This window comes from Methylobacterium mesophilicum (genome assembly GCF_036441335.1).
Lineage (GTDB): Bacteria > Pseudomonadota > Alphaproteobacteria > Rhizobiales > Beijerinckiaceae > Methylobacterium > Methylobacterium mesophilicum_B.
Genome location: NZ_MLBW01000001.1, coordinates 160,917 through 186,035, shown reverse-complemented (window position 1 = coordinate 186,035; position 25,119 = coordinate 160,917). Strand labels below are relative to the sequence as shown.

23 protein-coding genes and 4 pseudogenes are annotated in these 25,119 nt (G+C 72.0%); 14 read left to right on the top strand and 13 right to left on the bottom strand.

The annotated features are described in order from the left end of the window. Positions 1-169 precede the first annotated feature (169 nt). Positions 170-1,609, bottom strand: a complete 1,440-nt coding sequence (locus tag MMR14E_RS00910; RefSeq protein ID WP_331312384.1) for a PLP-dependent aminotransferase family protein — start codon at positions 1,607-1,609, stop codon at positions 170-172. Positions 1,610-1,968: 359 nt separating this feature from the next. On the opposite strand from MMR14E_RS00910, the gene MMR14E_RS00905 reads away from it, so the two are divergent. From MMR14E_RS00905 to MMR14E_RS00865, 9 genes and pseudogenes are all read left to right on the top strand, one after another. Next, positions 1,969-2,451: an MSMEG_0572/Sll0783 family nitrogen starvation response protein gene (locus MMR14E_RS00905; protein ID WP_012317268.1), complete on the top strand. Its 483-nt coding sequence runs from the start codon at positions 1,969-1,971 to the stop codon at positions 2,449-2,451. A gap of 67 nt (positions 2,452-2,518) precedes the next feature. Then, on the top strand, positions 2,519-3,595 hold the full coding sequence (locus tag MMR14E_RS00900; protein WP_331312383.1) for a Nit6803 family nitrilase: 1,077 nt from the start codon (positions 2,519-2,521) through the stop codon (positions 3,593-3,595). Next, entirely contained in the window at positions 3,549-4,652 is a 1,104-nt protein-coding gene (locus tag MMR14E_RS00895; RefSeq protein ID WP_331312382.1) for an MSMEG_0568 family radical SAM protein, read from the top strand. Before MMR14E_RS00900 ends, MMR14E_RS00895 begins: the two co-directional genes overlap by 47 nt. Continuing rightward, positions 4,652-5,194 carry an MSMEG_0567/Sll0786 family nitrogen starvation N-acetyltransferase gene (locus MMR14E_RS00890; protein WP_331312381.1) on the top strand — a complete coding sequence of 181 codons (543 nt, stop codon included), beginning with the start codon at positions 4,652-4,654 and terminating at the stop codon, positions 5,192-5,194. The genes MMR14E_RS00895 and MMR14E_RS00890 overlap by 1 nt, the downstream gene beginning before the upstream one ends. Next, positions 5,191-5,748: pseudogene (locus tag MMR14E_RS00885) on the top strand (AIR synthase related protein); the annotation flags it as partial. The gene MMR14E_RS00890 and the pseudogene MMR14E_RS00885, both read left to right, overlap by 4 nt. 110 nt (positions 5,749-5,858) lie before the next feature. Continuing rightward, positions 5,859-7,127 (top strand): MSMEG_0569 family flavin-dependent oxidoreductase, encoded by a 1,269-nt coding sequence (locus MMR14E_RS00880; RefSeq protein WP_331312380.1) that lies wholly within the window; start codon positions 5,859-5,861, stop codon positions 7,125-7,127. Between the two features lie 263 nt (positions 7,128-7,390). Continuing rightward, positions 7,391-7,840, top strand: a complete 450-nt coding sequence (locus MMR14E_RS00875; protein ID WP_331312379.1) for a DUF3617 domain-containing protein — start codon at positions 7,391-7,393, stop codon at positions 7,838-7,840. A gap of 235 nt (positions 7,841-8,075) precedes the next feature. Beyond that, positions 8,076-9,764, top strand: coding sequence for a methyl-accepting chemotaxis protein (locus MMR14E_RS00870; RefSeq protein ID WP_331312378.1), 1,689 nt, complete (start codon positions 8,076-8,078; stop codon positions 9,762-9,764). A gap of 343 nt (positions 9,765-10,107) precedes the next feature. Further along, positions 10,108-10,296 carry a hypothetical protein gene (locus tag MMR14E_RS00865; RefSeq protein ID WP_331312377.1) on the top strand — a complete coding sequence of 63 codons (189 nt, stop codon included), beginning with the start codon at positions 10,108-10,110 and terminating at the stop codon, positions 10,294-10,296. Between the two features lie 186 nt (positions 10,297-10,482). Here the strand turns inward: MMR14E_RS00865 and MMR14E_RS00860 are convergent, their stop codons facing one another. The 6 genes from MMR14E_RS00860 to MMR14E_RS00835 all read right to left on the bottom strand — a co-directional run bounded on the left by MMR14E_RS00860 (position 10,483) and on the right by MMR14E_RS00835 (position 13,764). Next, entirely contained in the window at positions 10,483-10,641 is a 159-nt protein-coding gene (locus tag MMR14E_RS00860) for a hypothetical protein (RefSeq protein WP_331312376.1), read from the bottom strand. A gap of 93 nt (positions 10,642-10,734) precedes the next feature. Further along, positions 10,735-10,992 carry a hypothetical protein gene (locus tag MMR14E_RS00855; RefSeq protein ID WP_331312375.1) on the bottom strand — a complete coding sequence of 86 codons (258 nt, stop codon included), beginning with the start codon at positions 10,990-10,992 and terminating at the stop codon, positions 10,735-10,737. A 119-nt stretch (positions 10,993-11,111) separates the two neighbouring features. Continuing rightward, positions 11,112-11,318, bottom strand: coding sequence for a hypothetical protein (locus MMR14E_RS00850; protein ID WP_331312374.1), 207 nt, complete (start codon positions 11,316-11,318; stop codon positions 11,112-11,114). 41 nt (positions 11,319-11,359) lie between these two features. Continuing rightward, positions 11,360-12,697 carry a sorbosone dehydrogenase family protein gene (locus MMR14E_RS00845; protein WP_331312373.1) on the bottom strand — a complete coding sequence of 446 codons (1,338 nt, stop codon included), beginning with the start codon at positions 12,695-12,697 and terminating at the stop codon, positions 11,360-11,362. Beyond that, positions 12,697-13,101 carry a DUF2231 domain-containing protein gene (locus MMR14E_RS00840; protein WP_419539276.1) on the bottom strand — a complete coding sequence of 135 codons (405 nt, stop codon included), beginning with the start codon at positions 13,099-13,101 and terminating at the stop codon, positions 12,697-12,699. The genes MMR14E_RS00845 and MMR14E_RS00840 overlap by 1 nt, the downstream gene beginning before the upstream one ends. A 168-nt stretch (positions 13,102-13,269) precedes the next feature. Beyond that, complete coding sequence (locus tag MMR14E_RS00835; RefSeq protein WP_331312371.1) at positions 13,270-13,764, bottom strand: HD domain-containing protein; 495 nt, start codon at positions 13,762-13,764, stop codon at positions 13,270-13,272. Positions 13,765-14,054: 290 nt separating this feature from the next. On the opposite strand from MMR14E_RS00835, the gene MMR14E_RS00830 reads away from it, so the two are divergent. Next, a complete protein-coding gene (locus MMR14E_RS00830) occupies positions 14,055-14,651 on the top strand; it encodes a DMT family transporter (RefSeq protein ID WP_331312370.1) in 597 nt (198 codons plus the stop codon). A 30-nt stretch (positions 14,652-14,681) separates the two neighbouring features. On the opposite strand, the gene MMR14E_RS00825 is transcribed toward MMR14E_RS00830, so the two are convergent. Continuing rightward, positions 14,682-15,599: a hypothetical protein gene (locus MMR14E_RS00825; protein ID WP_331312369.1), complete on the bottom strand. Its 918-nt coding sequence runs from the start codon at positions 15,597-15,599 to the stop codon at positions 14,682-14,684. Between the two features lie 154 nt (positions 15,600-15,753). Here MMR14E_RS00825 and MMR14E_RS00820 point away from each other — a divergent pair, with 154 nt between their 5' ends. The 4 genes and pseudogenes from MMR14E_RS00820 (at position 15,754) to MMR14E_RS00800 (ending at position 18,944) form a co-directional block, all read left to right on the top strand. Continuing rightward, on the top strand, positions 15,754-16,317 hold the full coding sequence (locus MMR14E_RS00820) for a nitroreductase (protein WP_331312368.1): 564 nt from the start codon (positions 15,754-15,756) through the stop codon (positions 16,315-16,317). Between the two features lie 11 nt (positions 16,318-16,328). Next, a complete protein-coding gene (locus MMR14E_RS00815) occupies positions 16,329-16,958 on the top strand; it encodes a flavin reductase family protein (protein WP_331312367.1) in 630 nt (209 codons plus the stop codon). A gap of 89 nt (positions 16,959-17,047) precedes the next feature. Beyond that, positions 17,048-18,721 (top strand): annotated as a pseudogene (locus MMR14E_RS29115) (DUF2336 domain-containing protein); the annotation flags it as partial. A gap of 157 nt (positions 18,722-18,878) precedes the next feature. Then, the gene (locus MMR14E_RS00800) at positions 18,879-18,944 is read left to right on the top strand and encodes a hypothetical protein (RefSeq protein ID WP_331312487.1); all 66 of its coding nucleotides are present in this window, start codon (positions 18,879-18,881) and stop codon (positions 18,942-18,944) included. Here MMR14E_RS00800 and MMR14E_RS00795 read toward each other — a convergent pair. The 5 genes and pseudogenes from MMR14E_RS00795 to MMR14E_RS00775 form a co-directional block, all read right to left on the bottom strand. Next, a pseudogene (locus MMR14E_RS00795) lies at positions 18,920-19,024 on the bottom strand (MarR family transcriptional regulator); the annotation flags it as partial. The gene MMR14E_RS00800 and the pseudogene MMR14E_RS00795 sit on opposite strands and share 25 nt — an antisense overlap. A gap of 153 nt (positions 19,025-19,177) precedes the next feature. Continuing rightward, positions 19,178-19,522: pseudogene (locus MMR14E_RS00790) on the bottom strand (hypothetical protein); the annotation flags it as partial. Beyond that, positions 19,519-21,525 (bottom strand): hypothetical protein, encoded by a 2,007-nt coding sequence (locus MMR14E_RS00785; RefSeq protein WP_331312366.1) that lies wholly within the window; start codon positions 21,523-21,525, stop codon positions 19,519-19,521. The pseudogene MMR14E_RS00790 and the gene MMR14E_RS00785, both read right to left, overlap by 4 nt. Then, a complete protein-coding gene (locus MMR14E_RS00780; protein ID WP_331312365.1) occupies positions 21,510-22,664 on the bottom strand; it encodes a glycosyl hydrolase family 8 in 1,155 nt (384 codons plus the stop codon). The genes MMR14E_RS00785 and MMR14E_RS00780 overlap by 16 nt, the downstream gene beginning before the upstream one ends. After that, complete coding sequence (locus tag MMR14E_RS00775) at positions 22,661-24,994, bottom strand: cellulose biosynthesis cyclic di-GMP-binding regulatory protein BcsB (RefSeq protein WP_331312364.1); 2,334 nt, start codon at positions 24,992-24,994, stop codon at positions 22,661-22,663. Before MMR14E_RS00775 ends, MMR14E_RS00780 begins: the two co-directional genes overlap by 4 nt. Positions 24,995-25,119 lie beyond the last annotated feature (125 nt).

The following is a 25,119-nucleotide window of genomic DNA, read 5'->3' as shown; positions in this document are numbered from 1 at the left end:
AGGACGAGCGGAGAAGTGCGCGATTTTCGAAGCTGTATACTGCCGCGTTTTCAACCGGGAGTATGAATATAAGCGCCAAAATCGGCCGATTCCGCGCGTTCAGGTTGCAGATACGTTTCCGACATGACTGGAGTTCGGAACTCGTCCTCCCGAGCCGGTTCGAGCCACCTCAGATATAGGTCGAGGCCAGAGCCGGCGAGCCCTCCAGCGCGTGGGCCAGCCTCTCCAGGCCGTGGCCGATCTGCTGCCGGGTCGAGGGACCTCCGAGGCAGAGCCGGACGGCTTCTGGCGGCGCTCCAGCGACGCAGAACGGGTCGCTGCCGACCACGCCGAGACCTGCCGAGCGGCCCTGGCTCGCGAAGGCCGAGCGCGTCCATCCCGCCGGCAGGTTGATCCAGACGTGGAAGGCGTGCGGGTCCGCGACGTAGGTCTCTGCCGGCAGCAGCGCGGCCGCCAGGCTCTGGCGCGCGGCCGACTCGGCACGGACGAAGTCAACGATGGCGTCCGCCGTGCCGTCCGTGATCCAGCGCGTCGTCAGCGCGGTCGAGATCGGCGAGGCCATCACGGTCGCGGCGCGCAGGGCGTCGCCGAGGGGTAGGGCGGCCCGCGCGTTCGGGGCGACCAGGAAGGCCAGGCGCAGCCCGGCACCCAGACACTTCGCGACGCCCGCGACGTAGTATGTGATCTCGGGCGCCAGTTCGGCGAAGCTCGGCGGCGGTGCCGGGCAGATCCGCGCGTAGGCGTCGTCCTCGATGATGGCGACCGCGTAGCGGCGGGCCGTCGCGATGACGGCTTCGCGCCGCGCGCGGGACAGCGTCGCGGTGGTCGGGTTCTGCAGCAGGGGATTGAGGTAGAGGGCTTTCGGCGCCCCCCGCGTGCAGGCGGCCGCGAAGGCGTCGGGGTCGAGCCCGTGGCGGTCCATCGGCAGGCCGACGAGGCGCAGGCCCCGGTGCGCCGCCAGGGTCCGGATGCCCGGATAGGTGATACGCTCGGCGCAGATCGTGTCGCCGGCCTGCGCGACCTGTCCCAGAATGCTGGAGAGGGCGCTGTGCGCGCCCGGGCAGATCAACAGGCGCTCGCGCGCCGCCACGATCCCGCGCCCCGCGAGCCAGCGCAGCGCGGCCTCCTTGTCGGCCTCCGTCCCGCCGAAGCCCTGGTAGCGCAGGAGGTCGGCGAGATTGCCGGACAACTCCGCGAAGGACGACCGCATGCGGGCCTGCAGAGACGGCAGGTCGGGTTCCGGGGGCAGGTTCATGGTGAAGTCGACCGGGCCCGGCCGCCGGGGGCGCGGGGCCTCGGCGGGGAGGGGCGCGTCCGCCGGGTCGATCACGAACGTGCCTCGGCCGACGCGCCCCTCGATCAGGCCGCGCCTGTGGGCCTCGACATAGCCGCGGGACACGGTCGTGAAGTTGAGATCGAGCGCGGCGGCGAGCGCGCGCTGGGTCGGCAGTCGCGTGCCCGGACGCAGGTGACCGGTCCGGATGTCGTCCGCCAGCGCGTCCGCGATGGCCAGGTAGTGGGGCTTGCCCCAGCGCCTGAGCTCCGGCGTCCAGATATCGGCCGCGTCGTTCCGGTCGACCGACCGTCCTCCCCGCCCGCCAGCCTTCATCCGCCCAGCACCCACGACCCGAAAAGCGATCAACGATCGATTGTATGGCTTGCAAGCGCCGTACCGGGCGCGCGACGCGCCTATCACGCCGTCGATGTTACATGCAATGCGTACAATATTCGGCGCTGAGCTATGCGCCACTTGGCGACGATCTGCGCAGGCCCTGATGATGAATTGAGCGGCAGATAGTAAAGTTTGGCGGATCGACGGCTGCACATTGATCGCATGATTGTATGCATCGTAGAGCGTCGTATTGAATGCATTCATGTCAGTGTCGATCTGGCACACCGCTTGCCATTCGACTGGCTGAACGTGCGCAGCACCCCTGCCGCGGTTCAGACCATCGAGGAGCGTGAGCAATGCCTGCCGTGAACCGCGAGCCGCACAAGAAGGGCGACGTCCTGGTCGACTACGAGGAGAAGGTCTTCGAGGACGTGAAGGCCGAACCGGGCCAGAAGGCGCTCGTCACCTTCCACACCGTCGCGTTCGAGGGCTCGATCGGCCTCGTCAACCTGCTCCAGGCCACGCGCCTGCAGCGCAAGGGCTTCGAGACCTCGATCCTGCTCTACGGCCCGGGCATCACCCTCGGGGTCCAGCGCGGCTTCCCCCGGCTCGGCGACGAGGCCTTCCCGGGCCATCTCAACTTCAACAACCAGCTCGAGAAGTTCATGGCCGAGGGCGGCAAGGTTTACGCCTGCCGCTTCTCGACACAGGCCCTGTACGGGCACGGCGAGGCGGCCTTCATCGAGGGTATTCGCATGATCAACCCCCTCGACGTGCTCGACTGCATCCTCCTGCACAAGCGCGACAACGCGGTGATCATCGACACCTGGACCGTCTGACGACCGCGCCAATGCCACCGGCGGCCGCGCCCCGCGCGCAGCCGCTGGCCCAGCCGGAGGACCACCGATGTCACAGACCCGGATCGTGCGGGCCGCCGCGATCCAGATCGCGCCGGACCTCGACAGCCCGGACGGCACCCTGGAGCGCGTGCTCAACGCCGTCGACGAGGCCGCCGCCAAGGGCGCGCGCTTCATGGTCTTTCCCGAGACCTTCGTGCCCTACTACCCCTACTTCTCGTTCGTCCTCCCGCCCGCCCTCCAGGGGCCCGAGCACCTGCGCCTCTACGAGCGCGCGGTCGCCGTGCCGGGTCCGGTGACGCAGGCGGTCTCCGCGGCCGCACGGCGCCATGGGGCCGTGATCGTGCTCGGGGTCAACGAGCGCGACCACGGATCGCTGTACAACGCGCAGCTGATTTTCGACGCGGACGGCGCCCTGAAGCTCAAGCGCCGGAAGATCACCCCGACCTACCACGAGCGCATGATCTGGGGGCAGGGTGACGGCGCCGGACTCGCCGTCGTCGAGACGGCGGTCGGCCGCGTGGGGGCGCTCGCCTGCTGGGAGCACTACAACCCGCTCGCCCGCTACGCCCTCATGGCGCGCCACGAGGAGATCCACGCCGCGCAGTTCCCGGGCTCCCTCGTCGGCCAGATCTTCGCCGACCAGATGGAGGTGACGATCCGCCACCACGCCCTGGAGGCGGCCTGCTTCGTGGTCAACGCCACGGGGTGGCTTACCGACGCGCAGGTCGCGCAGGTCTGCCCGGACGAGCGCCTGCGCGGCGCCTGCCGCGGCGGGAACTGCACCGCCATCGTGTCGCCCGAGGGCAAGCACCTCGCCGATCCCCTGGGACCGGGCGAGGGTATCCTGATCGCCGACATGGATCTCGCGCTGGTGACCAAGCGCAAGCGGATGATGGACTCGGTCGGCCACTATGCGCGGCCGGAGCTCCTCAGCCTGCTCCACGACGACCGCCCCGCCGCCTTCGTGCAGCGGCCGGCCCGTTCGCAGACCGCCTCCCGGAGCCCCGACCATGAGCAGCAGCCCGCTTCCGACGCGCAGTCCCACGTCATCGCCGGCCTCGACGGGCCTGATCGGAATGCCGACGGAGCGCCTGATCAACGCGTTGCAATCCTGCGGCGTTAGGCTCGCCGACAGCCGCGCCGGAGCGCCGAGCCGCCGCGGCGGCGCCGGCCCCTCGGACCACAAGGCGATGACCATCGCGGGCCGCACCGTGATGGTGCCGGTCCACACCGAGGCCGCCTTCGACTCGCCCTTCCTGGTGCGCCCGCCGGACGCGGACGGGATCGCGGTGATCGAGCACGCGGGCGTCGTGGTCGGCCACGTCACCTTCCCGGGCCGCCCGCGCTTCTACGGGCTCTCCACCTTCGACGGCGTGCCCTACGCGAAGATCGCCGTCCTGCACGGGCGCGACGTGCTGGCCACCACGGTGCTGCAAACCTGCATCCGCTACCAGAGCCGCGCCAAGACCTGCCAGTTCTGCTCGATTGGCCAGTCGCTGGCCGCCGGCCGCACCGTGGCGCGCAAGACGCCCGAGCAGCTCGCCGAGGTCGCCCGCGCCGCCGTGCTGCTCGACGGCGTGAAGCACATGGTCATGACAACCGGCACGCCGAACGCAACCGACCGCGGCGCCGCGATCCTGTGCGAGAGCGCCTTCGCGGTGAAGGCCGCCGTCGACCTGCCGATCCAGGCCCAGTGCGAGCCCCCCGACGACGACCGGTGGTTCGAGCGGATGAAGGTTTCAGGTATCGACGCGCTGGGCATGCATCTCGAGGCCGTCACGCCCGAGGTGCGGGCGCGGATCATGCCCGGCAAGGCGAGCGTGCCCCTGGGGCGCTACTACGATGCCTTCGCGGCCGCCGTTCCGGTCTTCGGGCGCGGCCAGGTCTCCACCTACATCCTCGCCGGCCTCGGCGACGCGCCGGAGGCGATCCTCGCGATGGCCGACCGGCTGATCGGGATGGGAGTCTACCCGTTCGTGGTGCCCTTCGTGCCGATTTCCGGCACGCCTCTGGAGAGCCATCCGGCCCCCGGGCCCGACTTCATGCACGCCGTCCTGAAGCCGCTCGCGGAGATGCTGGGGCGGGCGAACCTGCGCTCCACCGACATCAAGGCCGGCTGCGGCCGGTGCGGTGCCTGCTCGGCGCTCTCCACCTACGAGCGCGCGGGGGAGGCGGCCTGATGTTCGACCCCGTTCCGCCGTACCGGCCCAGCCACTTCCGGGTGAAGTTCGCGATCGCGCCCTGGGAGCGGCGCGCCTGCGCCGGCCTGCGGCGGCAGGTCTTCTGCGCGGAGCAGGGGATCTTCAGCGCGGACGATCGCGACGCGGTCGACGCGCACGCTATCCCGATCTGCGCGCTGTCGACGCTCGGCGGCGACGCGGACTCCGTCGTCGGCACCGTGCGGATCCACGAAGACCGCGCGCGTTCCGGAACGTGGTGGGGCTCGCGTCTCGCCGTAGCCAAACCGTTCCGCAGCGCCGCCGCCCTCGGCACCGGCCTCATCCGTGTCGCGGTGTCTTCGGCCCACGCGCGGGGCTGCACCCGCTTCCTCGCGCACGTCCAGGAGGGCAACGTCGCCCTGTTCGAGACCCTGCACTGGGTGAGCCGCGACGCCCTGGACCTGCACGGGCGGCCGCACCGCCTGATGGAGGCAGACCTCGCGGCCTACCCGCCGATGCACGATCCCGAGACCGGCCTCCTGACCTTCCGCAGGGCCGCGTGACCGCCGGGATCGACATCCGGGCGCTGGCCCGCCAGATCCGCGAGGCCCGCGGGGTCGGCCACAAACGCGACATCGACGCGGTGGTGCGGCGGCTCGGGCTCGGGAGCCGGCACGCGGCCGTGCCGGTCGGCGACGATTGCGCGGCGATCCCCGACGGCGACGGGCACCTGCTGCTCGCCATCGAGGGCTTCCTCGACAGCTTCGTGGCCGACGACCCCTACTTCGCCGGGTATTGCGGGATCATGGTCAATCTCAGCGACGTCGCCGCGATGGGCGGACGACCGCTCGCCGTCGTCGACGCGCTCTGGGCCCGAGAGGCCGCAGCTGCCGACCCGATCCTGGCCGGCCTGTCCGACGCCGCCGCGCTGTACGGCGTCCCGGTGGTGGGCGGCCACACCAACACGCGCGCCACTGCCGGCAACCTCGCGGTCGCGGTGCTCGGCCGGGCGGGACCGCGCCTCCTGACGAGCTTCGGCGCGACGCCGGGCGACGACCTCGTCGCCGCCATCGACCTGCGCGGGCGCTTCCGCGACCCGCACCCCTACTGGGACGCCTGGTTCGCGCGCGCGGCCGCCCATTCCTGGCGCGCCTGCGCCGCACGCCATCTCGACGCCTATGCCGGCTGCGCCCGCGGCGCTCGCGCAGCCCTCACGGAGTTGGAGCCATGACGTCCACGAACCGTCACGTTCCCGTCGCCATCGTCGGCGGGGGGCAGGCCGGCCTCTCTATCAGCTACCACCTGAAGCAGCGGGGCATCGCGCATCTCATCTTCGAGAAGCACACGGCCGCGCATACCTGGGCGACACAGCGCTGGGACACGTTCTGCCTCGTCACGCCGAACTGGCAGTGCGACCTGCCGGGCCACCGCTACGACGGGCCGGACCCGGACGGGTTCATGAAGAAGGACGAGATCGTCGCCTACCTCAAGGCCTTCGTCGCCAAGGTGAGGCCGCCGATCCGGGAGGGTGTGGCGGTCACGCGCGTGGCGCGGGGCGACGACGGGCTGTTCGCCATCCGGACCTCGGAGGGCGACTACACGGCGGACGAGATCGTGGTAGCCTCCGGCGGCTACCACACGCCGATCGTCCCGCGCATGGCCGAGAAGCTGCCGCGAGCGATCACCCAGATCCACTCCAACCAGTACCGGAATCCGGCGCAGCTGCCCGACGGCGCGGTCCTGGTCGTCGGCTCGGGGCAGTCCGGCGCGCAGATCGCCGAGGACCTGCATCTCGCGGGACGGCGGGTCCACCTCGCCGTGGGCGACGCGCCCCGCTGCGCCCGCTTCTACCGCGGCCGCGACGTCGTCGCGTGGCTCGCCGACATGGGCTACTACGAGAAGACCGTCGACGATCATCCGCTGCGCGACGGCGTCCGGGACAACACCAACCACTACGTGACAGGCCGCGACGGCGGGCGGGACATCGACCTGCGCCGCTTCGCCCTGGAGGGCATGGCGCTCCACGGAGTGCTGGAAGACTACGCCGACGGCGCGCTCCGCTTCCGCGACAATCTCCGGCGCTCGCTCGACCAGGCCGACCGGACCTACAACGGCATCAACGCGGCCATCGACGCGTACATCGACGAGGCCGGCATCGAGGCGCCCGTCCAGGCGCCCTACAGCCCGGTCTGGGAGCCGGGCGAGCCCGTAACCGCGCTCCCCCTCCACGGGTCCGGCATCGCCAGCATCGTCTGGTGCATCGGCTTCGCGCCGGACTTCCGGTGGCTCGACGCGTCCGTCTTCAACGGCGCCGGCCAGCCGAAGCACAGACGCGGCGTCACGCATGAGCCGGGGATCTCCTTCATCGGCCTGCCCTGGCTGAACACCTGGGGCTCGGGCCGCTTCGGCGCGGTCGGCCGTGACGCCGAACACGTCGTTCAGGTGATCCAGGCGCGTCTCGAGGCCGGCGCGGTCGGCCTGAAGCGGGCGGTCTGAGCCGGCGGCGCGCCGGGGCGAAGGTGTGCCGGCGCGCGACACAGATGTCCTGGCTATTCCAGCCGGGTGTTCAGGCTATCCGCGGCGTCGAACGGGCATCTGGATCCAGTGTTCGGCCTCGCACGCCGCGCCCGTAGCGACTTGTTCGCCTGTATCGCATCGGTTAGCCAAGCGCCGTTGCGGCGCCTGAGTCGCGGAAACCCCAGGGATCATCCATGCGAGGACGTATCGTCGGTGTCGGGATCGCGGCGGCTCTATCCGTGATGACGGGTGCGGCCTGTGCCGAAACGTTGCCGGCACGCAAGGCGGGCCTCTGGGAGAGCAAGACCACCTCGACCGACGGCAACACGACGGCGCGCCAATGCATCGACGAGAAGACCGATCAGATCGCGCAGGCCGCGTTCGGCGGCGGTCAGAACTGCTCGAAGCGCACGATCGTCAAGACGAGCACAGGCTACAGGGGCGAGACGGAGTGCAAGCTCGGCCCGATCTCGGCCGCGGGCAGCACGGTGATCAGCGGTGACTTCAACAGCAAGATCCACATGGAGGTGGATACGACGCTGACCGGCCTGCCGAACGCCAAGGAGCCGATGCGGCGCCAGATGGTCATCGACGCCACCTATATCGGCCCCTGCGAGGCCGGACAGAGCCCCGGCGACATCATCCTGCCCGACGGGAAGATCGTGAAGATGCCCCAGCCCGCGCCTCGGTAGGCGCATCGGACGCGGGCCAACCTGTCAGGCCTGACCGGGACAGCCCGCGTCACCGTTCTCGGCCATGCCGGTGCGCGGCGCGGCGCCGGAGCGGCCCGGCTACGGCCGCAAGGAGGTCCGCTCGACCGGCAGACGCGGCGGAGGTCAAAGTGAAATTAGCGGATATTAAATACATTTCGCTAATCATCCGCCCTGCAGCCGCGCCACTGTTCTATTGGGCTGCCGCGAGGCCGCCGTGTCGCTCCAGAATGTCTCCATTCGCACAAAGCTCGTCGTGGCCTTCGCGATTCTGACCGTTTTCGTGGTCGGACTCGGCGCGCTCGGCCTCATGAGTACGCGCAAACTGCGCGAGCACGCGGTCGAGATCGATACGAATTGGCTGCCGAGCATCCGGGCGCTGGGCGAGATCGACACGCTCACCGCCCGCAGCAGCGGCCTCCTCCTGCGCCATACTCAGGCGACGGATCCGGCACTGCTCGCCAGCATCGAGAAGGACATGGACAGCTTCGATCGGAAGCTGGCCGACCGGATCGCCGTCTACAAGGGGCTGCTGAGCTCGCCCGAGGAGCGGACGCTGTTCGACGCGTTCAACCAGGAATCTCAGACCTTCAAGGCGGTGCGCAACGACGTCGTTGAGCTCTCGAGGACCGGCAAGAAGGCCGAGGCCTATCAGCTCTACGAGTCGAAGGGCCTCATCCCCCGCCGTGCCGCCTCCAAGGCCCTGGAGAAGCTGATCGCCATCAACAACGCCGGTGCCGACGCCGCGCAGGCCGAGAGCACCGCCGTCTTCAACGAGACCTGGACTGTGAGCCTCGTCGCCATCGGACTGGCCCTGACGGTCTCGGTGCTGTCGGGCGTGATCATCGTGCTCGGGGTCACCCGCGGCATCGCCTCGGTGGTACGGCCGATGCAGGCACTGATCGCCGGCGACCTGTCGGCCGAGATCCCGTACCAGGGCGCGAAGACCGAGATCGGCACCATCGCGTCGGCCGTCGCGGTGTTCAAGCAAGGGCTCGTCCAGATGAAGGCGCTGGAGGCCGAGACCGCCCAGGCGCGCCTCGCCGCCGAGGAGCAGCGCCGGATCGGCATGCGCGCGATGGCCGACAGCTTCGAGGCGGCGGTCGGCGGCATCGTCGGGCAGGTCTCGGCCTCCGCGACGGAGCTGCAGGCCACCGCAGGCTCCATGTCGGCCATGGCGGGCCAGACCTCGGCGCAGTCCGGTGCGGTCGCGGCCGCCGCCGAGGAGGCCGCGTCGAACGTCAGCACCGTCGCGGCCGCCGCCGAGGAACTCGGCGCCTCGGTTCAGGAGATCGGACGTCAGGTCCAGGGCTCGGCCGAGCTGGCCCGCTCCGCCGCCACCGAGGCGGACGAGACCGGCGCCCTCGTGCAGGAACTCAGCAGCGCCGTCGCCAAGATCGGCGACGTGGTGGGGCTGATCTCCTCGATCGCCGGTCAGACCAATCTCCTGGCGCTGAACGCCACGATCGAGGCTGCCCGCGCGGGCGCGGCGGGCCGCGGCTTCGCGGTGGTCGCCTCCGAGGTGAAGGCGCTGGCGGAGCAGACCGCCCGCGCCACCGGTGAGATCTCGACCCAGATCGGCCGGATCCAGGGCGTGACCGGTCAGGCGGTCTCAGCCATCGGGACGATCACCGGGCGCATCCGCGAGATCAACGGCGTCGCCACCTCGATCGCGGCCGCCGTCGAGGAGCAGGGCGCGGCCACGCAGGAGATCGTCCGCAACGTCACCCAGGCCGCGCAGGGCACCGGCGAGGTGACGAGCAACATCGCCGGCGTGGCCGGCGCCGCGGAGGAGACCGGCGCGGCGGCGAGCCAGGTTCTGGGCGCCGCGTCGGAGCTGTCGCGCCAGTCCGAGCACCTGTCCGCGGAGGTCGGGCGCTTCCTCGCCACAGTGCGCGCCGCCTGACGGGCCGCCTGGGAAGCGCGGCGATCGAGGCCGCGCACGGGTCCATCGCCGGGGTGTGCCGCAGCACCTCGGCGGGGAAAGCTTGAGCTTACATCAGGGTCACACCGCGAAGACAGTCGCGGACCTGATGGAGACTTCGATGACCCTCGTTACCCGCCTCACCCTCGCCGCCGCCGTCGCCGCCGCCACCGTCGCGGTCCTGGCCGGCACCTACGTCGAGATCCTCGACCGCGCCCTCCCGATGCACTTCGTCTGAGACGACGGGTGCGAACCGGATGAAGACCGCATCCCGGGACGCCGCCGTCCGGCGACGGCGCCCCGGGATGCGGGAGGGAGGTGGCCGATGAACCGTATCCTGACTTCCGTCCTCGACGGCGCCGTGTGGGTCGCCGACGCACTCGACGACATTCTCGCGGAGGCCGCCCTCGGTTTCGGCGCCGCCGTGCCTCTGATCGCCGACCCGTCCGGTGATCCCCCCGCCACACGAGCGGCTGCCACGCCCGAGACCGGCGACCCGCCGCTCCGACCGTGATGGCCGTTCCCGTCGGCCGACCACCGGTGCCGTTCGCGGTCACGCACCGACGATGACATCACGGGCATCTCAGCTCGGGACAGCCGCGCCCCGCCCACTCTCCCGCACGGGAGAGGAAACCCGCTTCGCGGACCGTACCAACTTGGCTCGCATCCCGACCCCGGCCCGGACGGTCCGAGAGCGCTCCTAGCGCTTCTGCGTATTCGGCGCCGACTGATCGGTCTGGGGTTCCATCTTCGTCGAATCGGGCTTGGTCGGCGCGTTGTTCTGTGCCTGCTTGTCGTCGCAGGCCGCGAGACCGAGCAGCAGCAGCCCGACGAGTGCGGTGCGGGTACCAGCCGACATGAATCCTCCCTGAGATGTGCGCGGGGCGCAGCGAGCGCAGTCCGGTCCGCGACGGGACGAATCTCCGGGCCGCTCGCTGCGCATGCTGTCCGGTCAGCGGCTGCCGGCCGGCGGCTTGGAACCGGATCCGGCATCGTTCGGGCCGGTACTGTTCGTCGTGCCGGAGCGGCTCATCGAGCCGGTCGACGGACCGCTCCCGGATGCGCCCGGCGTCGAGCCGGACCCCGCATCGTTCGGGCCGGTGCTGTTGGCCGTGCCCGACCGGCTGGTCGCGCCGCCGGCATTCTCGGCGGCCAGTGCGGGGGTCGCGGCCGCGAGCAGGGCGGCGATAGCGAGACTCGTGAGCTTCATGGCGGATCTCCCTCTCGGTCCGGCAGTCGGGCTCGCGGAGCCGCTACCGGTCCTCGGGCAACCCCACGCCGCCACGCCTGTTCCGGCCACGCCGTCCGCGAGACCGCGCGGGTGCCCGATCAGGACGCCTCCGGCGGCGCGTCCTCCCGGACCGCCGCCGGGGTCGCGGCGCGCGCCTGCTGGTCGGGCATCCGGTAGCCGCGGTCCCAGCTCGCCCAGGCGTCCGAGTCCGGTGCATAGGGATTCGCTGTGATCGGATCGCCGCGGTCGCGGGCGTGGCGCCCCTCGTCGCTGATCGCGGCTGGGGAACGGGTCGACAGGGTCATCGGCGCTTCTCCGGCACTGACATTGCCGATCCGGATCCGGGTCAGCGGATAATCGCGGTGGGCCCGGCCCGCGTCTGCGAGGCGGAGCCGGTCACGCGCCACACGGTGCCGCCGGCATCGTCGGCGATGAGGAGCGCGCCGTGGCCGTCCATTGCCAGCCCGACCGGGCGGCCGCGGGCCTGACCATCATCCGTGAGGAATCCAGTGACCACGTCCCGCGCCTTGCCGGTCGGCCGGCCGTTCTCGAAGGGGATGTAGACCACCGTGTAGCCGTTCAGGGGCTGCCGGTTCCAGCTGCCGTGCTCGCCCACGAAGGCGCCGGCGCGATAGGCCTGCGGCAGACCCGCGCCGCTGGAGAAGGTCATGCCGAGGGGCGCCACGTGCGAGCTCAGCGCGTAGTCGGGCATGAGTGCGGCGGCGGCCAAGTCCGGTCGCTGCGGCATCACCCGCGGATCGACGTGGTTGCCCCAGTAGCTGTAGGGCCAGCCGTAGAAGCCGCCGTCTCTCACCGAGGTCATGTAGTCGGGCACGAGATCGGGCCCGAGTTCGTCGCGCTCGTTGACCACGCACCACAGGGTCTTGGTCTGCGGCTCGAAGGTCAGGCCGTTGGGGTTACGCAGGCCGGTGGCGTAGAGCCGATGCGCGCCGGTCGCGCGGTCGATCTCCCAGATGGCGGCCCGATCCTTCTCCTCGTCGAGGCCGTTCTCCGTGATGTTGCTGTTCGATCCGACGCCGGCATAGAGCTTGGATCCGTCCGGGCTCGCGGTCAGGCTCTTGGTCCAGTGGTGGTTGATGCGGCCCGCCGGCAGGTCCGCGAGCTTGACGCCCGGTTCGGTGATCGCGGTGTCACCGGGCCTGTAGCGGTAGCGCACGACCGCGTCGGTCTCGGCGACGTAGAGGTCGCCCCCGACCAGCGCCATACCGAAGGGCGCGTTCTGCTTGTCGAGGAGCACGGTGCGCTGCTCGGCCACGCCGTCGCCGTCTGCGTCCCGCAGCAGGGTGATGCGCTGACCCGGGGTTTCCGCGGAATGGGACTTCCGCTCGAGCCAGCCCATGATGATCTCCTTGGGCCGGTTGATCGGGGGCGTCGGACCGCCGCTCTCCGCCACCAGGACATCGCCGTTCGGCAGGACGAGGAGCGAGCGCGGGTTCTTCAGGCCCGTGGCGAGGGCCCTCACCTGCAGCCCCGGCGCGACCGTGGGCGCCTCGCGCGCTTTCCAGCCGACGGCGCTCGAGACGTGCATCGGCGGCAGCAGGTATTGGTGCAGCTCGGGCAGCGGCGGGTTCGGGCCGATCTGGGCCTGCGGGTCGATGGGATCCGGTCCGCAGGCGGCGAGCGGCAGCAGCAGCCCGGCGGCGAGGAGATGGGTCCGGCGCATCAGGCGGGCTCCCCGGTCCGCACGCCGACGCCGTGACGGTGCACCAGCGAGGCTCCGGCCCAGCCGGTCACCGCCAGGATCAGCACGACGACCGCCGACAGGATCAGCCCGGTCGGCACCACCGACGTGTAGGCGTCGCGACTGTGCACGAAGACGTTGACGAGGCTCAGGACGAGGGCCACGGCGTTGCCGGCGGCGTGGATCCAGGCCGGCCGGAGGCCACGGATGCCGCGATCGCCGAGGAAGTCGATCAGCCCCGCCAGCGCCGCGAGGGCCGACACGATCAGTCCGACGCTGAGGAGCCAGGCGGAGAAATTCGCCCACTGCATGTTGGCCGTGCGCCAGTAGGCGATGTCGGTCACCAGCGTCCCGACGAAGCAGACGATGGGGACCGGGACCAGCATCGCGTGGATCGGGAGACCCGCGACGCGGGCCGTCGCTTGCGGGGTCTCGAGGGTCAAGCCGGGTTCCTCGGCGGGCGGAGCGTGCAGATGATGCAGGATCTACCGGCCGCCGGTGCGAATGTTCCCGGGGCCGGCGCGCTCAAGCGTCGGCCGCATTTTCGCGCTCCGTCAGCGGCCGGAGTATCCGTGCGCCGCGGCCGCTTCCTTCAGGCGCTCGAACGCTGTGGCGTAGCGCTCGCGGAGGAACCCGGCGTTTGGCGGGATCCGGGTCGGGCAAGAATTGTCCTCCGTATCGGACATCTTGATCAGCAGCGCCGCGAGGTCGCCGGCCGCGATCAGGGCGCTGATCCGCTCCGAATAGGCGATCCGGCTCGGCGGCTTCGTGAGGAGCGTCACCGTCGCGACGATATCCGCCTCGAATCCGGCAGCGCGGAGGTCGGCCGCCGTGCGCGGCGTGTCCTCCAGCACATCGTGCAGGAGCGCGGCCTGCATGACTCGCATCGGGTCGATGTCGAGCCCGTCGATGAGTCGGGCGTGACCGGCCCGGGCCTGGGCGGCGTTCGCGACGCGTTCCAGGTGCCGCATGCACGGCTCGCCGCCCTTGTCGAGCTGACCCGCATGCGCGGTGAGGGCGAAAGTATGGGCATCGAAGATCGTCGGCACGCACCCGGCTCCCCAGATCGACCGGCCCGGATCGGTGCCGCGCCGGCCTTCCGCACCGGGAATTCGACACCGCGCCGCGGTGTTCCCGCGCGGCCGGCCGCCGCCACAGACGCTCCGCGCCTGGCCACCGGACGATTCTTCGGCGCGCGACTACCTCATTTCGTGGATGCGCAGTCTTCGCACTCGATTCAAAAGTTCACGTTGGCAACACTATTGCCCAGCTCCCGAGGAATCGCCATCTCTTGTCTCGTAATCGGACAGGCGGCGGGTCGCGCTCCAGGATTTAGACAATGACGTCGGGGACACTCGAGAAGCCGCTGGATGTCGGCGGGCCCCTGAGCCGCCGGGCGGCGGCGCTGGCCAACGTCCGCTGGTTCCGGGGCGTCGTCGTCGGCTTCCCGCTGCTCACCGCCCTGGCGCTGCGCACGGTCGGCTTCGCCGCGCGGGGGCTCGACGGTCCGCCGGGCCCGGGCGACGCCCTCATGCTGGCCGCGATCCTGCTCTGCGGGCTCGGCTACGCCGAAGGCGGCGTCCTGGCCCGCCGGCTGGGCGGCTGGCAGGTGATCGCCTGGGCCACCGTGCTGTCGCTGCCGGTGAGCCTGCCCCTCGCCCTGGTGCTCCGGCCGGCCGCGCTCGCCGCGATCCCGCTGCCGGCCTGGGCCGGCCTCGGCTACGTCGCCCTGTTCAGCATGCTGATCGGCTTCGTCTTCTGGTACCGCGCCCTGGCGCGCGGCGGGATCGCGTCGGTCGGCCAGCTCCAGCTGCTGCAGCCGTTCCTGGGCCTCGGCGTCGCCGCGCTGGTCCTCGGCGAGCGGATCGAGCCTGCCATGATCGGCGCCGCGCTGGCCGTCGCCGCCTGCGTGGCTCTGGCGCGGCGCTTCGCGTGAGACCGGCGCGGGGCCGCCGGCCCGAGATCCTCAGCCGGTCTTGGCCACCACCTCGATGTCGCGGTCGAGGCCGCTCTCGACCTTAAACTCGCGGGTGTAGACCTGCCCGTCGTGGCGGGCGATCAGCACGTAATCGCCCTCGGCGAGGGTCACCTGCGGGAACGCGCCGATCGCCTCGCGGATCGTGTCGCCGCCGGGTGTCAGGATCGAGAAGGCGGTGCCCGCGAAGGCCTCGGCGCCGGGCGCGGCGACGAGCTTCAGGGTCACCGTCGCCGCGCGGTGGTTGAGGGTCGCCTCCGTGACCTTGCCGTTCTCGACGCGCAGGTCGGCCCGCTGGATCGCGTTCGACTCACCGTAGGTGGAGACCACGTGGTACGTGCCCTCTGGCAGGCGCAGCAGCTCGCCGGTCTTGATGTTGGAGCGCACGAGCCGGCCCTCGGAATTGGTCCCCACCGGGACGAAGACCGAGAACGTCACCTGACCGGGGGGTATCTTCTGGTCGCCCACCGCGCCCGCGAGCTTCAGGGCGCCGGCTGCCACGCGGAGCGTGTCGGTCGTCGGCTGCCCGCCCATGACGATCCGCTTCGAGGCGCTGGCGAAGCCGTAGGTCACCGTGGCCACATAAGCGCCCGGCGCGAGGGTGAAGTGCGGCTCGGCCTCGGTCGAGCGGGCGACGATCGACGGGCGCGTGCCGTCGCCGCGATCCTCGTAGATCCGCCACGCAAGCCCCTGGCGCAGGGCCGTGCCCGGGCCGGACAGGAGCGCCGACAGGGACAGCTGCGCCTCCGGCTCGGCCGGGGGCAGGGACGGCGGCAGGTTGGGGGTGGTGATCGACGGCGAGGGCAGGGCGCCGCCGAGGCGGTTCTGGAACGGGTCCTGCTGCGCGCGCGCGGCCGGCGGTCCGGCGGCGAGCATCGCCAGCGCGGTCGCTGCAAGCCTCATGCGCATCGGTCGGCCCTTCTCGTCGCGTCGCACCGGTCGTCGGACCGGGGTCGTCCGGGCCTGCTTCTGACGCCCGACCGTGGCGGCGGCAAGGCCGCTCTTCCACCGGCGGCCCGCGCATGCCACATCCCGGTCGGGACGCGATACCGGGACGGAGCGCATGACCGCCACCCTCGATCTCCTGAAGACCCGCCGCTCGGTGCCGCCGGCGCTGCTGGACGAGCCCGGGCCCGACCGGGCGCAGCTGGACACCATTCTGGCGGCCGCCTCGCGGGTGCCCGACCACGGCAAGCTCGCGCCCTGGCGCTTCATCGTCATCGCCGGCGAGGCCCGGGAACGCGTGGGCGAGGTCATCGCGGCGACCTTCGCGGCCGACAATCCCGACGCGGCGCCCGAGCGGCTCACGCAGGAACGCGCCCGCCTGACCCAGGCGCCGGTCGTCGTCGCGGTGGTCTCGCGGGCGGGCCCGCACGTGAAGATCCCGGACTGGGAGCAGGTGCTCTCCGCCGGTGCCGCCACCATGAACCTCGTGATCGCCGCGAACGCCGCCGGCTTCGCCACGTCCTGGCTGACCGAGTGGTTCGCCTACGACCGCCGCGTGCTCGACGCCCTCGGCCTCGCGCCCACCGAGAAGCTCGCGGGCTTCGTCCATATCGGCCGGGCGCGCGAGGTGCCCGCCGACCGGCCGCGGCCGGCGCTCGACGAGATCGTCACCTACCTCTGAAGGGACCGGCCGTGCACTACGATCTCGACCTGCCGCGCGAGTCGCGCGCCCTCCCGCACAATCCGCTCAAGGCCATCGTCGCGCCGCGGCCGATCGGCTGGATCAGCGCCATGAACCGCGCGGGCGCGCTCAACCTCGCCCCCTACTCGTTCTTCAACGCCGTGGCCGACAACATGGTCGCGTTCTCCTCCTCCGGGCGGAAGGACGCGATGACCTTCGCCGAGGAGGGCCGGGAATTCGTCTGCAGCCTCGCCACCTGGGACCTGCGCGACGGGATGAACGATTCCTCGGCGCCGCTGCCGCGCGGGACGAGCGAGTTCGCCTTCGCCAACCTGGAGACCGCCCCCTCGCAGAAGGTGCGGCCGCCGCGCGTGGCCGCCTCGCCGGCGGCGCTCGAGTGTCGCTGGCTCCAGACCGTGCCGCTGGTGCCCCTCGGGGGTGGCGAGGCGGAGAACTTCCTGGTGATCGGGCAGGTGGTGTCGATCTACGTCGACGAACGCTTTATCGCCGACGGCATGGTCGACACGGCGGCGATGCACCCGATCATGCGCGGCGGATACTTCGACTACTTTCATGCCACCGCCGAGACGCGTTTCCAGATGCGCCGCCCGAAGGGTGCGGGCGAGTTCACCGGGTCCTGAAACAGGATTTGGTCGCGCATGGCCGATTGAGGACTTGTTTACCATAGCGGGCGCAGGTTCGGGCGGTCTCCAGCACCGTGCCCGCCCGGATGTTCCTGTTCACCACGCCGTCGAGCCCACCGGAGAGCCCGCCGCCCCAGGCGCGGGCGCTGCCGGGCACGCCTGCCTCCGGGCCGGTGGTCCAGGCCATCCGCGATGGGGCGACGGCGAGCGGCGTCGGCTTCGATTATCTCCTCGCCACGGCGCGGCGCGAATCCGCGCTCGATCCCGCCGCTAAGGCCGGGACCTCCTCGGCCACCGGCCTGTTCCAGTTCATCGAGCAGACCTGGCTCGGGGTGATGAAGAATGCCGGGCCGCGGCTGGGGCTGCAGGCCCAGGCCGACGCGATCACCCGGCAGTCGGACGGCACCTACACGGTCCCCGACGCCGGGCAGCGGCAGGCGATCCTCGACCTGCGCCGCGATCCCAAGATCTCCGCGACGCTGGCGGGCGCCCTGACGCAGCAGAACGCCGACGCCCTGACGAGCGCCCTCGGCCGCGAGCCGACCGCGGGCGACCTCTACGCGGCGCACGTGCTGGGCGCGAAGGGCGCGGCCGCCCTGATCTCGACCGCCCGCGCCTTCCCCGAGCGCGCCGCCNGAGCCCGCCGTGACGGGCGCCCTCGCCGAACCGGCAGCGACGCCGGCCGGCGCCGCCCTCCTCAATCCGCCGTTGCCGCCGCGCCGCCCCGCGGAACTCGCGGCCGCGGCGTCCTCGTCCGGCAGCAGGACCAGCCTGTTCGCCCCCCGGAGCGGTCGATGATCATCCGCGAGTTTCTGGCCTGGACGCAGGACGCCTCGGCCGAGCGCCGGGCCGAGGCGACCGCCGCGCTGACCCGATCCTACCTGTACGGCGATCTCGGCGCCGACGCGGCGTGGGAGGCCAAGACCGCGCTGCTGGCGCTCCTCGACGATCCGTCGCCCCTGGTTCGCCGGGCCCTCGCGGAGACCTGCGCCGCCTCGGCGCGGACGCCGCGCCCGCTGGTCGTCGCCCTGTCCTGCGATGTCCCCGAGGTGGCGCGCCCGGTTCTGGCGCGCTCGCCGGTCCTCACCGACGCCGACCTCGTGGACGCCGCCGCCCTCGGCGACGAGGACACCCGCGCGGTGATCGCCGCCCGGCACCACCTCTCGCACGCGGTTGCGGGCGCGCTCTCCGAGATCGGCGAGACCGACACGCTGGTGGTGCTGGCGGCCAATCCGACGGCGAAGATCACCGCGGGCCGGATGCTGCGCATGATCGAGCGCCGCGGCGACGCGGCCGCGCTGCGCGAGGCGCTTCTCGCCCGCGCCGACCTCCCGCCGGAGGTGCGCCACGCCATCGGGATCGCGGTGGCGCGGGCGCTCACCGACTTCGTCACCGACCGCGCCTGGCTCGGCGCCGAGCGCTGCGACCGGATGAGCCGCGAGGCCGGCGAGCGCGTGGCGCTCGAGGCCTGCGAGGGCTTCGGTGCGGCCGCGGTGACGCGGCTGGTGACGCACCTGCGCGCGACCCGGCAGCTGACCGCGGGACTGATCCTGCGCGCCGTACTCTCCGGCCGGACGGACTTCGCGCTCGCCGCCCTGGCCGACCTGTCGGGCCAGGACCATGCCGGCGTCGCCCGGGCCATGCGCGACCCGCGCCTGTTCGCCAACCTGCACGATCGCGCCGGGCTGCCGGACGCGCTCCTGCCGGCGATGCAGGCGGCGCTCTCCGCGCTGCAGGATCTCGCTCGCGGCGCGGGAGCGGTCCGGGGCACCGGCCTGTCGCGGCGCCTCATCGAATCCGCCATTGCGGCCTGCGGCGACCTGTCGGATCCGGAGATGCATCCGGTGATCACGCTGCTCAACCGCTACGAGGCCGAAGCGGCGCGCGACGAGGCCCGGCGACAAGGGGACGACCGCGCTGGCGGACGGGCAGCGGCGCTCGAAGGCGGACCTGCGGGTCGTCATCCGGTGCGCGGCAGCGTAGAGCGCGTAGCAGAGCTGATTATCGAGGAGCAGCGGATCCGTCTCCGGCAGCGCCTCAGCCGTATCGGCAATATACGCCATATCGTTCGCCCATCGCGGTCCACGCACCGCCACTCTCGACCGCGACCGCGGGTCCGTCATCATACCATAACACGGGATGCCGCCGCGCCCGCCCGCGATCCACTGCCACGCGTAGAGGCAGTCGGCGCCGAGCGCGATGCCCACCGGGCCGTAGGCGTTGTGCACCGGCGGCCGCACCATCATCGCCTGTCCGGGGAACCGGACGGCGATCTCCCCAGCGATCCCGGCCTCGCTGGGCTTGGCCAGCCGCGGCGGGAAGGCGAGGAGCAGGTCGGCGGTCTCCCGACGCAGGGCGATCTCGGCGTGATTGCGACCGTCGCCGCCGGCGTAGCGCAGCCGCTGGTCGAACCCGTCGCGCTCCCGCGTCTCGATGACCGCGGTCAGCGCCCCGGCGCCCGGCAGCGACAGGACCGGGACCGTCTGCGCCTGCGCGGCGGCGGGCAGCAGGAGCCACGCCAGGGCGCGGAGCCCGGCCGCGCGGAGCGCCGCGCGCCTCACGGTGCGGTCCGCTCGGTCGTGGCGGAGGTGTCGTAGGCCGCGCGCCCGGGCATCTGGAATCGCTTCGCCTCCGAATTCTCGGGCCGACCGCGCTCGGCCTGCTGGTCCTGCCACAGGGTCCCGGTGGCGGGGGGCGACAGCGATTCCGGCTTGTCGACGCCGCGATAGTCCGGCAGCAGGGCGTAGCCGAACCGCTCGTAGGGCATCGGCCCCGCGCCGGGCACGCGCCGCGCCACCAAGGGCGGCGCCTGCGTCGCGGGCTCGCGGGCGTAGGTTCCCGCGGGTACGGGTTCGGCCAGCGCGCGGGCCAGTGCCGGCGGCGGGTAGCGAAGCGCGTTCTCCATCGCGACAGCCAGGGGAAATTCGTTGCGCTGGACGGCGAGGGGTTTGGCGTCCGCGGCCGCGGGCGGCAGGTCCGGCCGCGGCACCCGGTTGACCGGCGGTGTCTCGAACCGCGCCGCGGGCGCCGCGTGGCGCCCGGGCGCGGACGCGGTGGAGGGTACGGGATCGCAGGGCAGCGGCGATCCGCCGGTCGTCTCGCGGAACAGCAGGTCGACCACCTTCGGGAAGAGGCCGTCGTAGCGGTTCACGACCTCCAGGAAGGGCCGCTGCCGCTTCAGCCGCTGGAGCGTGAGGGCGTAGCCGAAAACGGTCCCCTCGCTCGGCATCCAGGCGACGGCCCGCTGGAACCATTCGAGCGCCGTGTCGAACTGGCAGGAATTGTAGGCGTACCACGCGAGCCCCTGGGCGCCTTCGCCCGAGGTGGAGGCCGTCACGACCTGCGCGTAGCGGGCGATGCGCGCCGGCTCGATCGCGGGCGGGCGGGGCAGCGTCAGCTTCTGCTCCAGGATGTCGATGTAGAGCAGCTCGTTGCCGACGAACCGGTCGCGCCACGCGTAGGCGACCTCCTCGGCCTCGCGCTGCATGTCGAGCTGGCGCAGGGTCAGGGCGAGCCCGTGGGCGACCATGGCGTCGCCGCCGCGGGCGATCGCCTGCTTGAACCACTCGAGCGCCTCCCGGAACTGGCGGCGCTTGTAGGCGTACCAGCCGAGGAGGCTGGTCTGGCTGGGATCACCGCTCTTGCGGGCGACCGTCTGGAACGCCGCGAGATCGGCGGGTGTCGGGGTCTCCGCGCTCTCCTCGTGCAGGAAGGCGGCGATCCGCGCCCGGGTGATGTCGAGGCGGATCGCGTCGAACTCGGAACCCCCGTTCGCGCCGCGGTGTCCCATCTCGATCAGGCGCTCCGCCTGCGCCATGCGCAGATGCGCCATCGCCTTCTGGATGGTGGCGAGGCGGACGCCCGAATCGGCGTTGCCGTCGAGGATCGACTTGTAGAGCTCGAACGCCTCGTCGCCCGACCCGGAATCGCCGAGCGCGTCGGCGACCGTCCAGATGCTCTGCACGTCGAGCGGATCGAGGGCCCCGGGATCGGCGCGGTAGAGATCGATGACCGCGGCGGCGTCCTTGCCGGTCAGCGCCGTGATCCGGGACCGGAACTCGGCCCGGCGGAGCTTGCGGGCCAGCTCTTCGGAGGGCTGCCACGCCGGATCGATCGAGCGCCGGGCGGCGATCGCGGCGCGCAGGTCGTCGAAGCGCCCCGCGGTGAAGAGGTCCCAGAGCGGCGCCTCCTCGGGCGGGCTCGGCTGCAGCGCGTTGAGGTCCGGCGGCTCGTTCCAGCCCGGGTAGAGCCGCTTGAGACGGGCGATCTCGGCCTTCATCCGCGCCGTCTGCTTCTGGGCGGCATAGTAGCGCAGCGCGCTCTCGTCGACCATGTCGTTCGTGCGGGACGTCGCCGGGTCGGCCAGGATCGCCGGCGCGCGCGGGCCGTCGCCGTAGACGATGCGCGGCTCCGACCGCGCCGGCGCGGCGGGATTCGGCCGCGCCGGTCCCGAGCGCGCGTCGACCTGCGCCGCGGCCGGAGAGGCGGCGAGCGCCAGCATCAGGAGGCAGGGGGCGACCGGTCGGACCCGGGCCGGCGGACGACCTGTCAGGACTTCAGGCATGACGGGTAGCGCATGCGGGCCGCGGTCAGGGCGAGGAGGCTCAGGGTTGCCGGATAGTAGTTCTGGTTGCCGATATCGCCCCGGGCATCCTCCAGAAAGGCCGTGCCGTCGAGGGCGCAGGCCACCAGGGCGGGGATGCCCATGTAGCCGGCCTCCGTGAGCCACTCGACCTTCCGCCCGTCGCCGGTGTCGACGATCGGCAGCCGCTCCCGGTCCGAACCCGACCACAGGGTCTGGAACGGCGCGAGGTCGTCGGGCCGCACCAGCCCCGCCCAGGCGAGATAGAGCGGGATGCGGATGGCGTTGTAGGAGAACAGGGGCGGGAAGCCGGTCGCGGGACGCGGGGCGTCCTTGGCGGAGATCCACTCGGTGGGGAGGTTGCTCGGACCGAAACGGGACTGCCGCAGCAGGGCGAGGCCGCTGCGCGTCAGGGCGGCCCAGTCGTATTCCGGGGCCACGAGGGCGAGGCGCGGGAAGGCGGGGAAGATCCAGTAGGAGAGGTTGACGAGCGGGCCGTCCGGGCGTTCCCGGGCCGAGAAGCCCGAGACCGCGGGCAGCAGCAGCGCACCGTGCGGGTCCCGGAACAGGATCGTCTTGCGCCCGAACTCGATGGCGATCCGGCGCGCGGCGGTGCGATAGCTCGGCTCGTTCCAGGCCTCGGCCGCCTCGGTGAGTGCCCAGGCGACGAGGATGTCGCCGTCGGTGGCATTGTTCATGTCGCTCACCGCCGGCCGCTTGTCGGGCGACCAGCGCCACGCCAGCAGCTCGTCGCCGCGGACCATCAGGTTGGCCCGGGTCCAGCCCCAGATCCGCTCGAAGCTCAGCCGGTCCCCCGCCGCCACGGCGAGCAGCATGCCGTAGCCCTGGCCCTCGCTGTGGCTGATCAGACCGTTGGCGGTGTCGACCACGCGGCCCTGATCGGTGATGAACCGGGAGCGGTAGGCCCGCCACGCGGCGTCGTTGCCGAGCGTGCCGGCGAGGCCCGGGCTCGCCGCCTTGGCAGACTGAGCGGGCTGCGTACCCGGTTGCGCGGTACTCGGAGGCACGGCCGGCTCGTCCTGCGGCGAGGCCGCCGCCGCCGGCAGGATCGCCGCGACGAGGAACGCCGCGGCGAGGGGGGCGCGGTCGCGGCGGCTCATGAGTTCTTCCTGCCGACGTTGCGCACGAGGCTCGTGGTGGCGAGGCCGAGGCAGAGGGCCATCGCCAGGGTCATGCCGACGTAGTACTCGGTGTTGATCGACAGCCACGCCGCGGACACGAGGCGCAGGTTCGCCAGGGATCGCGGCTGCGTCTCGACGAGTTCGATCCGCTCCGGCCGGGACGTCACCAGCGTGCCGTTCGAGGCGTCGAGGAAGGCGGCACTGCCGCCGAGCTTCGCCCAGACCACGGGGTCGACGAGGCAGGAGACGGACGCCTTCAGCAGCGACGCGTTCGGGGCGGTGACGATCACGGTGTTGCTCGACTGGACCGGCGGCCCCTCGGCGATCAGCAGCGAGGCCGTGGCGGGGACCTCGACCGCCTCGTCCGGAGTAACCTGCGCGGTCACCGCCTGCCGCAGGGACCGCGCCGTCCCGGTGATCTCGTTCCAGACCGAATCGAGGGTCGCCCAGATCTGGCGCGAGCCGCGCGTCGACGCCTCCCATCGGTCGATGAGCTCGCGGTCCGACGTGGAGGCCGGGGCGGAGTTCGGGGGCGATGTCGGCGCGGGCCTGGCGCTCGCCTCGCCCTGAGATGCCGGCGCCTGCTGGGCCTGGGCGGGCTGCGCCGGGCGCACCTGCGGGATCAGGGTCGGCAGGGCGCAGCGCATCGGCAGGTTGCGGCGCAGGCGATCGAGGGTGAGCACGCCCTCGGGGCCGAACTGGCCCGGGGTGGCGACCATGTCGGCGCGGCCTTCCCAGACCCGCTGGACCTGCTGCGGATCGAAGCCGACCGATTCCAGGAGCGCCGGGTCGAGGGCGCGGGCGGGCGCGACCACGAGCTGGCTCGCATCGGACGCCACCTGCTGCTGGGTGACCACCTCGAAATCGATGACCCGCTCGGATGCCATGGCCAGCCGGGCGGCCAGGGTCGCGGCGGCGTCCGCGCTGTCGCGGTCCGGCGTCGGCAGCACGAGGCGCGGGCGCTGACCCGGAACGACGAAGGGCACGGCGCCGCCCTTGATCGCCGCGAGGTCGGGGCTGCGCGCCGCCCGGGCGAAGTGCGGGATCTCGATCCGCGAGCGGTCGAGGAACAGGAACCGCGCCTGCTTGGCCGCCGGACTCAGCGTGTCGCAGACTTGGTCGGCGGCATTCGGGAGCTGTGCGGAGATCTCGACGTGGTTCACACCCGGGCGCCACAGGCTGAAGGGCAGGGGGATGGCGCTGTCGTCGAACACCTCGCCGCGCCCGTCCGGCAGCGGGACACTGGCGGCGTTGCGTCCGTTGATGTCGATGACGATGCGGGCGTCCGAGGACAGGCCGGCCACGTAGGCCCCGGCGAGGTGCAGCATCACCTTGCCGTAATCGGCCGGAACGAAATCGCCGGGGAAGCGCAGGTCGAACCCGACATGGAGGAGGCGGCCCGAGAACTCGCGGGACGCCGCGCCCAGGCGATCGAGCGTGAGGCTCTCGCCGCCCTGCACCATGTAGCCGCGGAAGAGCTGAACGGCCTTGAGCCCGGCCGGCGTCCCGGCGTCGGCCGGGACGGCGAGGTTGGCGATCGCCTGGCGGACGTCCTCGTCGCGGGCCCCGGTGACCACCAGGGTCGGCGGCGCGTTCGGCCGCGTCGGCAGCATGGCGAGACGAGGCCCGGTGATCGGGCCGAGCTCGGCGACGCCTTCGACGCCGGCGATCTCGGAGCCGGTGCCGACGACGAGGTTGATGCCGTTGCGGCCCTGCAGCGGAGGGCCGAAGGTCACGGTCGGGCGGGCGACCCGTCCCACGAGCGCGAACGCCTGGACCGCCTCGATCATCCGCTCCAGGCGCGCCAGGTTCGGGCGCTCGTTCAGGATGACCTGGATCGGCAGGGCGCCGCTCTCGTCGGGCTCCGCGGCGGCGAGGGACCGGACGTCCATGTCGGTGGCCGTCCCGACCACCAAGCCGGAGCGCGACGGGTCGATCTGCGTCCACAGTTCGTAGGTCGCGCCGATCGAGCAGTCGACGCGGTGGCGCTGGCTGGCGGTGAAGGTCACGGCGTTGTAGCCGGGCTTCAGCACGCCGTCGCCGATCGCGAACTCCACCACCTTCACGGCGCCCGGCGCCTGGATGCGGGTCCAGCCGACCTTCGTGCCGTTCACGAAGGCGGCGAGTTCGGAACTCTCCGGCGCCACCGAGATCGCCGAGAGGTACGAGAGGCGCAGCCGTGCCGGTCCCCGCGTCTGCGCGTCCGTGAGGAAGACCGGATAGCGCAGGGAATCCTCTTCCCCCGTCAGGCGGAAGCCGCGCGGGCCGGAAGGAAGCCGACGCGCCGGCGCGATGGTCGACTGGATCACCGCGCGCGGCACCGTCTGCGGCGCGGCGGCCCGCGGCGGCTCGGGCTGGCGCGGGATCGGTCGCGGCTCCGGCGGGGCCCGGTCCGTCCTCGGTCGGCGCGCGCAGGGCGTTGCCGCTGGGCGGG

Excerpts from the sequence above, each read along its gene's own strand:
- MMR14E_RS00840 (WP_419539276.1), bottom strand. The coding sequence starts at position 13,101 with ATGCTGGTCCCGGTCCCCATCGTCTGCTTCGTCGGGACGCTGGTGACC.
- MMR14E_RS00830 (WP_331312370.1), top strand. The coding sequence starts at position 14,055 with ATGACGTCGGGGACACTCGAGAAGCCGCTGGATGTCGGCGGGCCCCTG.
- MMR14E_RS00900 (WP_331312383.1), top strand. The coding sequence starts at position 2,519 with ATGTCACAGACCCGGATCGTGCGGGCCGCCGCGATCCAGATCGCGCCG.
- MMR14E_RS00780 (WP_331312365.1), bottom strand. The coding sequence starts at position 22,664 with ATGAGCCGCCGCGACCGCGCCCCCCTCGCCGCGGCGTTCCTCGTCGCG.
- MMR14E_RS00860 (WP_331312376.1), bottom strand. The coding sequence starts at position 10,641 with ATGTCGGCTGGTACCCGCACCGCACTCGTCGGGCTGCTGCTGCTCGGT.
- MMR14E_RS00825 (WP_331312369.1), bottom strand. The coding sequence starts at position 15,599 with ATGCGCATGAGGCTTGCAGCGACCGCGCTGGCGATGCTCGCCGCCGGA.
- MMR14E_RS00895 (WP_331312382.1), top strand. The coding sequence starts at position 3,549 with ATGCCGACGGAGCGCCTGATCAACGCGTTGCAATCCTGCGGCGTTAGG.
- MMR14E_RS00850 (WP_331312374.1), bottom strand. The coding sequence starts at position 11,318 with ATGACCCTGTCGACCCGTTCCCCAGCCGCGATCAGCGACGAGGGGCGC.
- MMR14E_RS00785 (WP_331312366.1), bottom strand. The coding sequence starts at position 21,525 with ATGCCTGAAGTCCTGACAGGTCGTCCGCCGGCCCGGGTCCGACCGGTC.
- MMR14E_RS00910 (WP_331312384.1), bottom strand. The coding sequence starts at position 1,609 with ATGAAGGCTGGCGGGCGGGGAGGACGGTCGGTCGACCGGAACGACGCG.
- MMR14E_RS00880 (WP_331312380.1), top strand. The coding sequence starts at position 5,859 with ATGACGTCCACGAACCGTCACGTTCCCGTCGCCATCGTCGGCGGGGGG.
- MMR14E_RS00875 (WP_331312379.1), top strand. The coding sequence starts at position 7,391 with ATGACGGGTGCGGCCTGTGCCGAAACGTTGCCGGCACGCAAGGCGGGC.
- MMR14E_RS00865 (WP_331312377.1), top strand. The coding sequence starts at position 10,108 with ATGAACCGTATCCTGACTTCCGTCCTCGACGGCGCCGTGTGGGTCGCC.
- MMR14E_RS00855 (WP_331312375.1), bottom strand. The coding sequence starts at position 10,992 with ATGAAGCTCACGAGTCTCGCTATCGCCGCCCTGCTCGCGGCCGCGACC.
- MMR14E_RS00890 (WP_331312381.1), top strand. The coding sequence starts at position 4,652 with ATGTTCGACCCCGTTCCGCCGTACCGGCCCAGCCACTTCCGGGTGAAG.
- MMR14E_RS00905 (WP_012317268.1), top strand. The coding sequence starts at position 1,969 with ATGCCTGCCGTGAACCGCGAGCCGCACAAGAAGGGCGACGTCCTGGTC.
- MMR14E_RS00845 (WP_331312373.1), bottom strand. The coding sequence starts at position 12,697 with ATGCGCCGGACCCATCTCCTCGCCGCCGGGCTGCTGCTGCCGCTCGCC.
- MMR14E_RS00820 (WP_331312368.1), top strand. The coding sequence starts at position 15,754 with ATGACCGCCACCCTCGATCTCCTGAAGACCCGCCGCTCGGTGCCGCCG.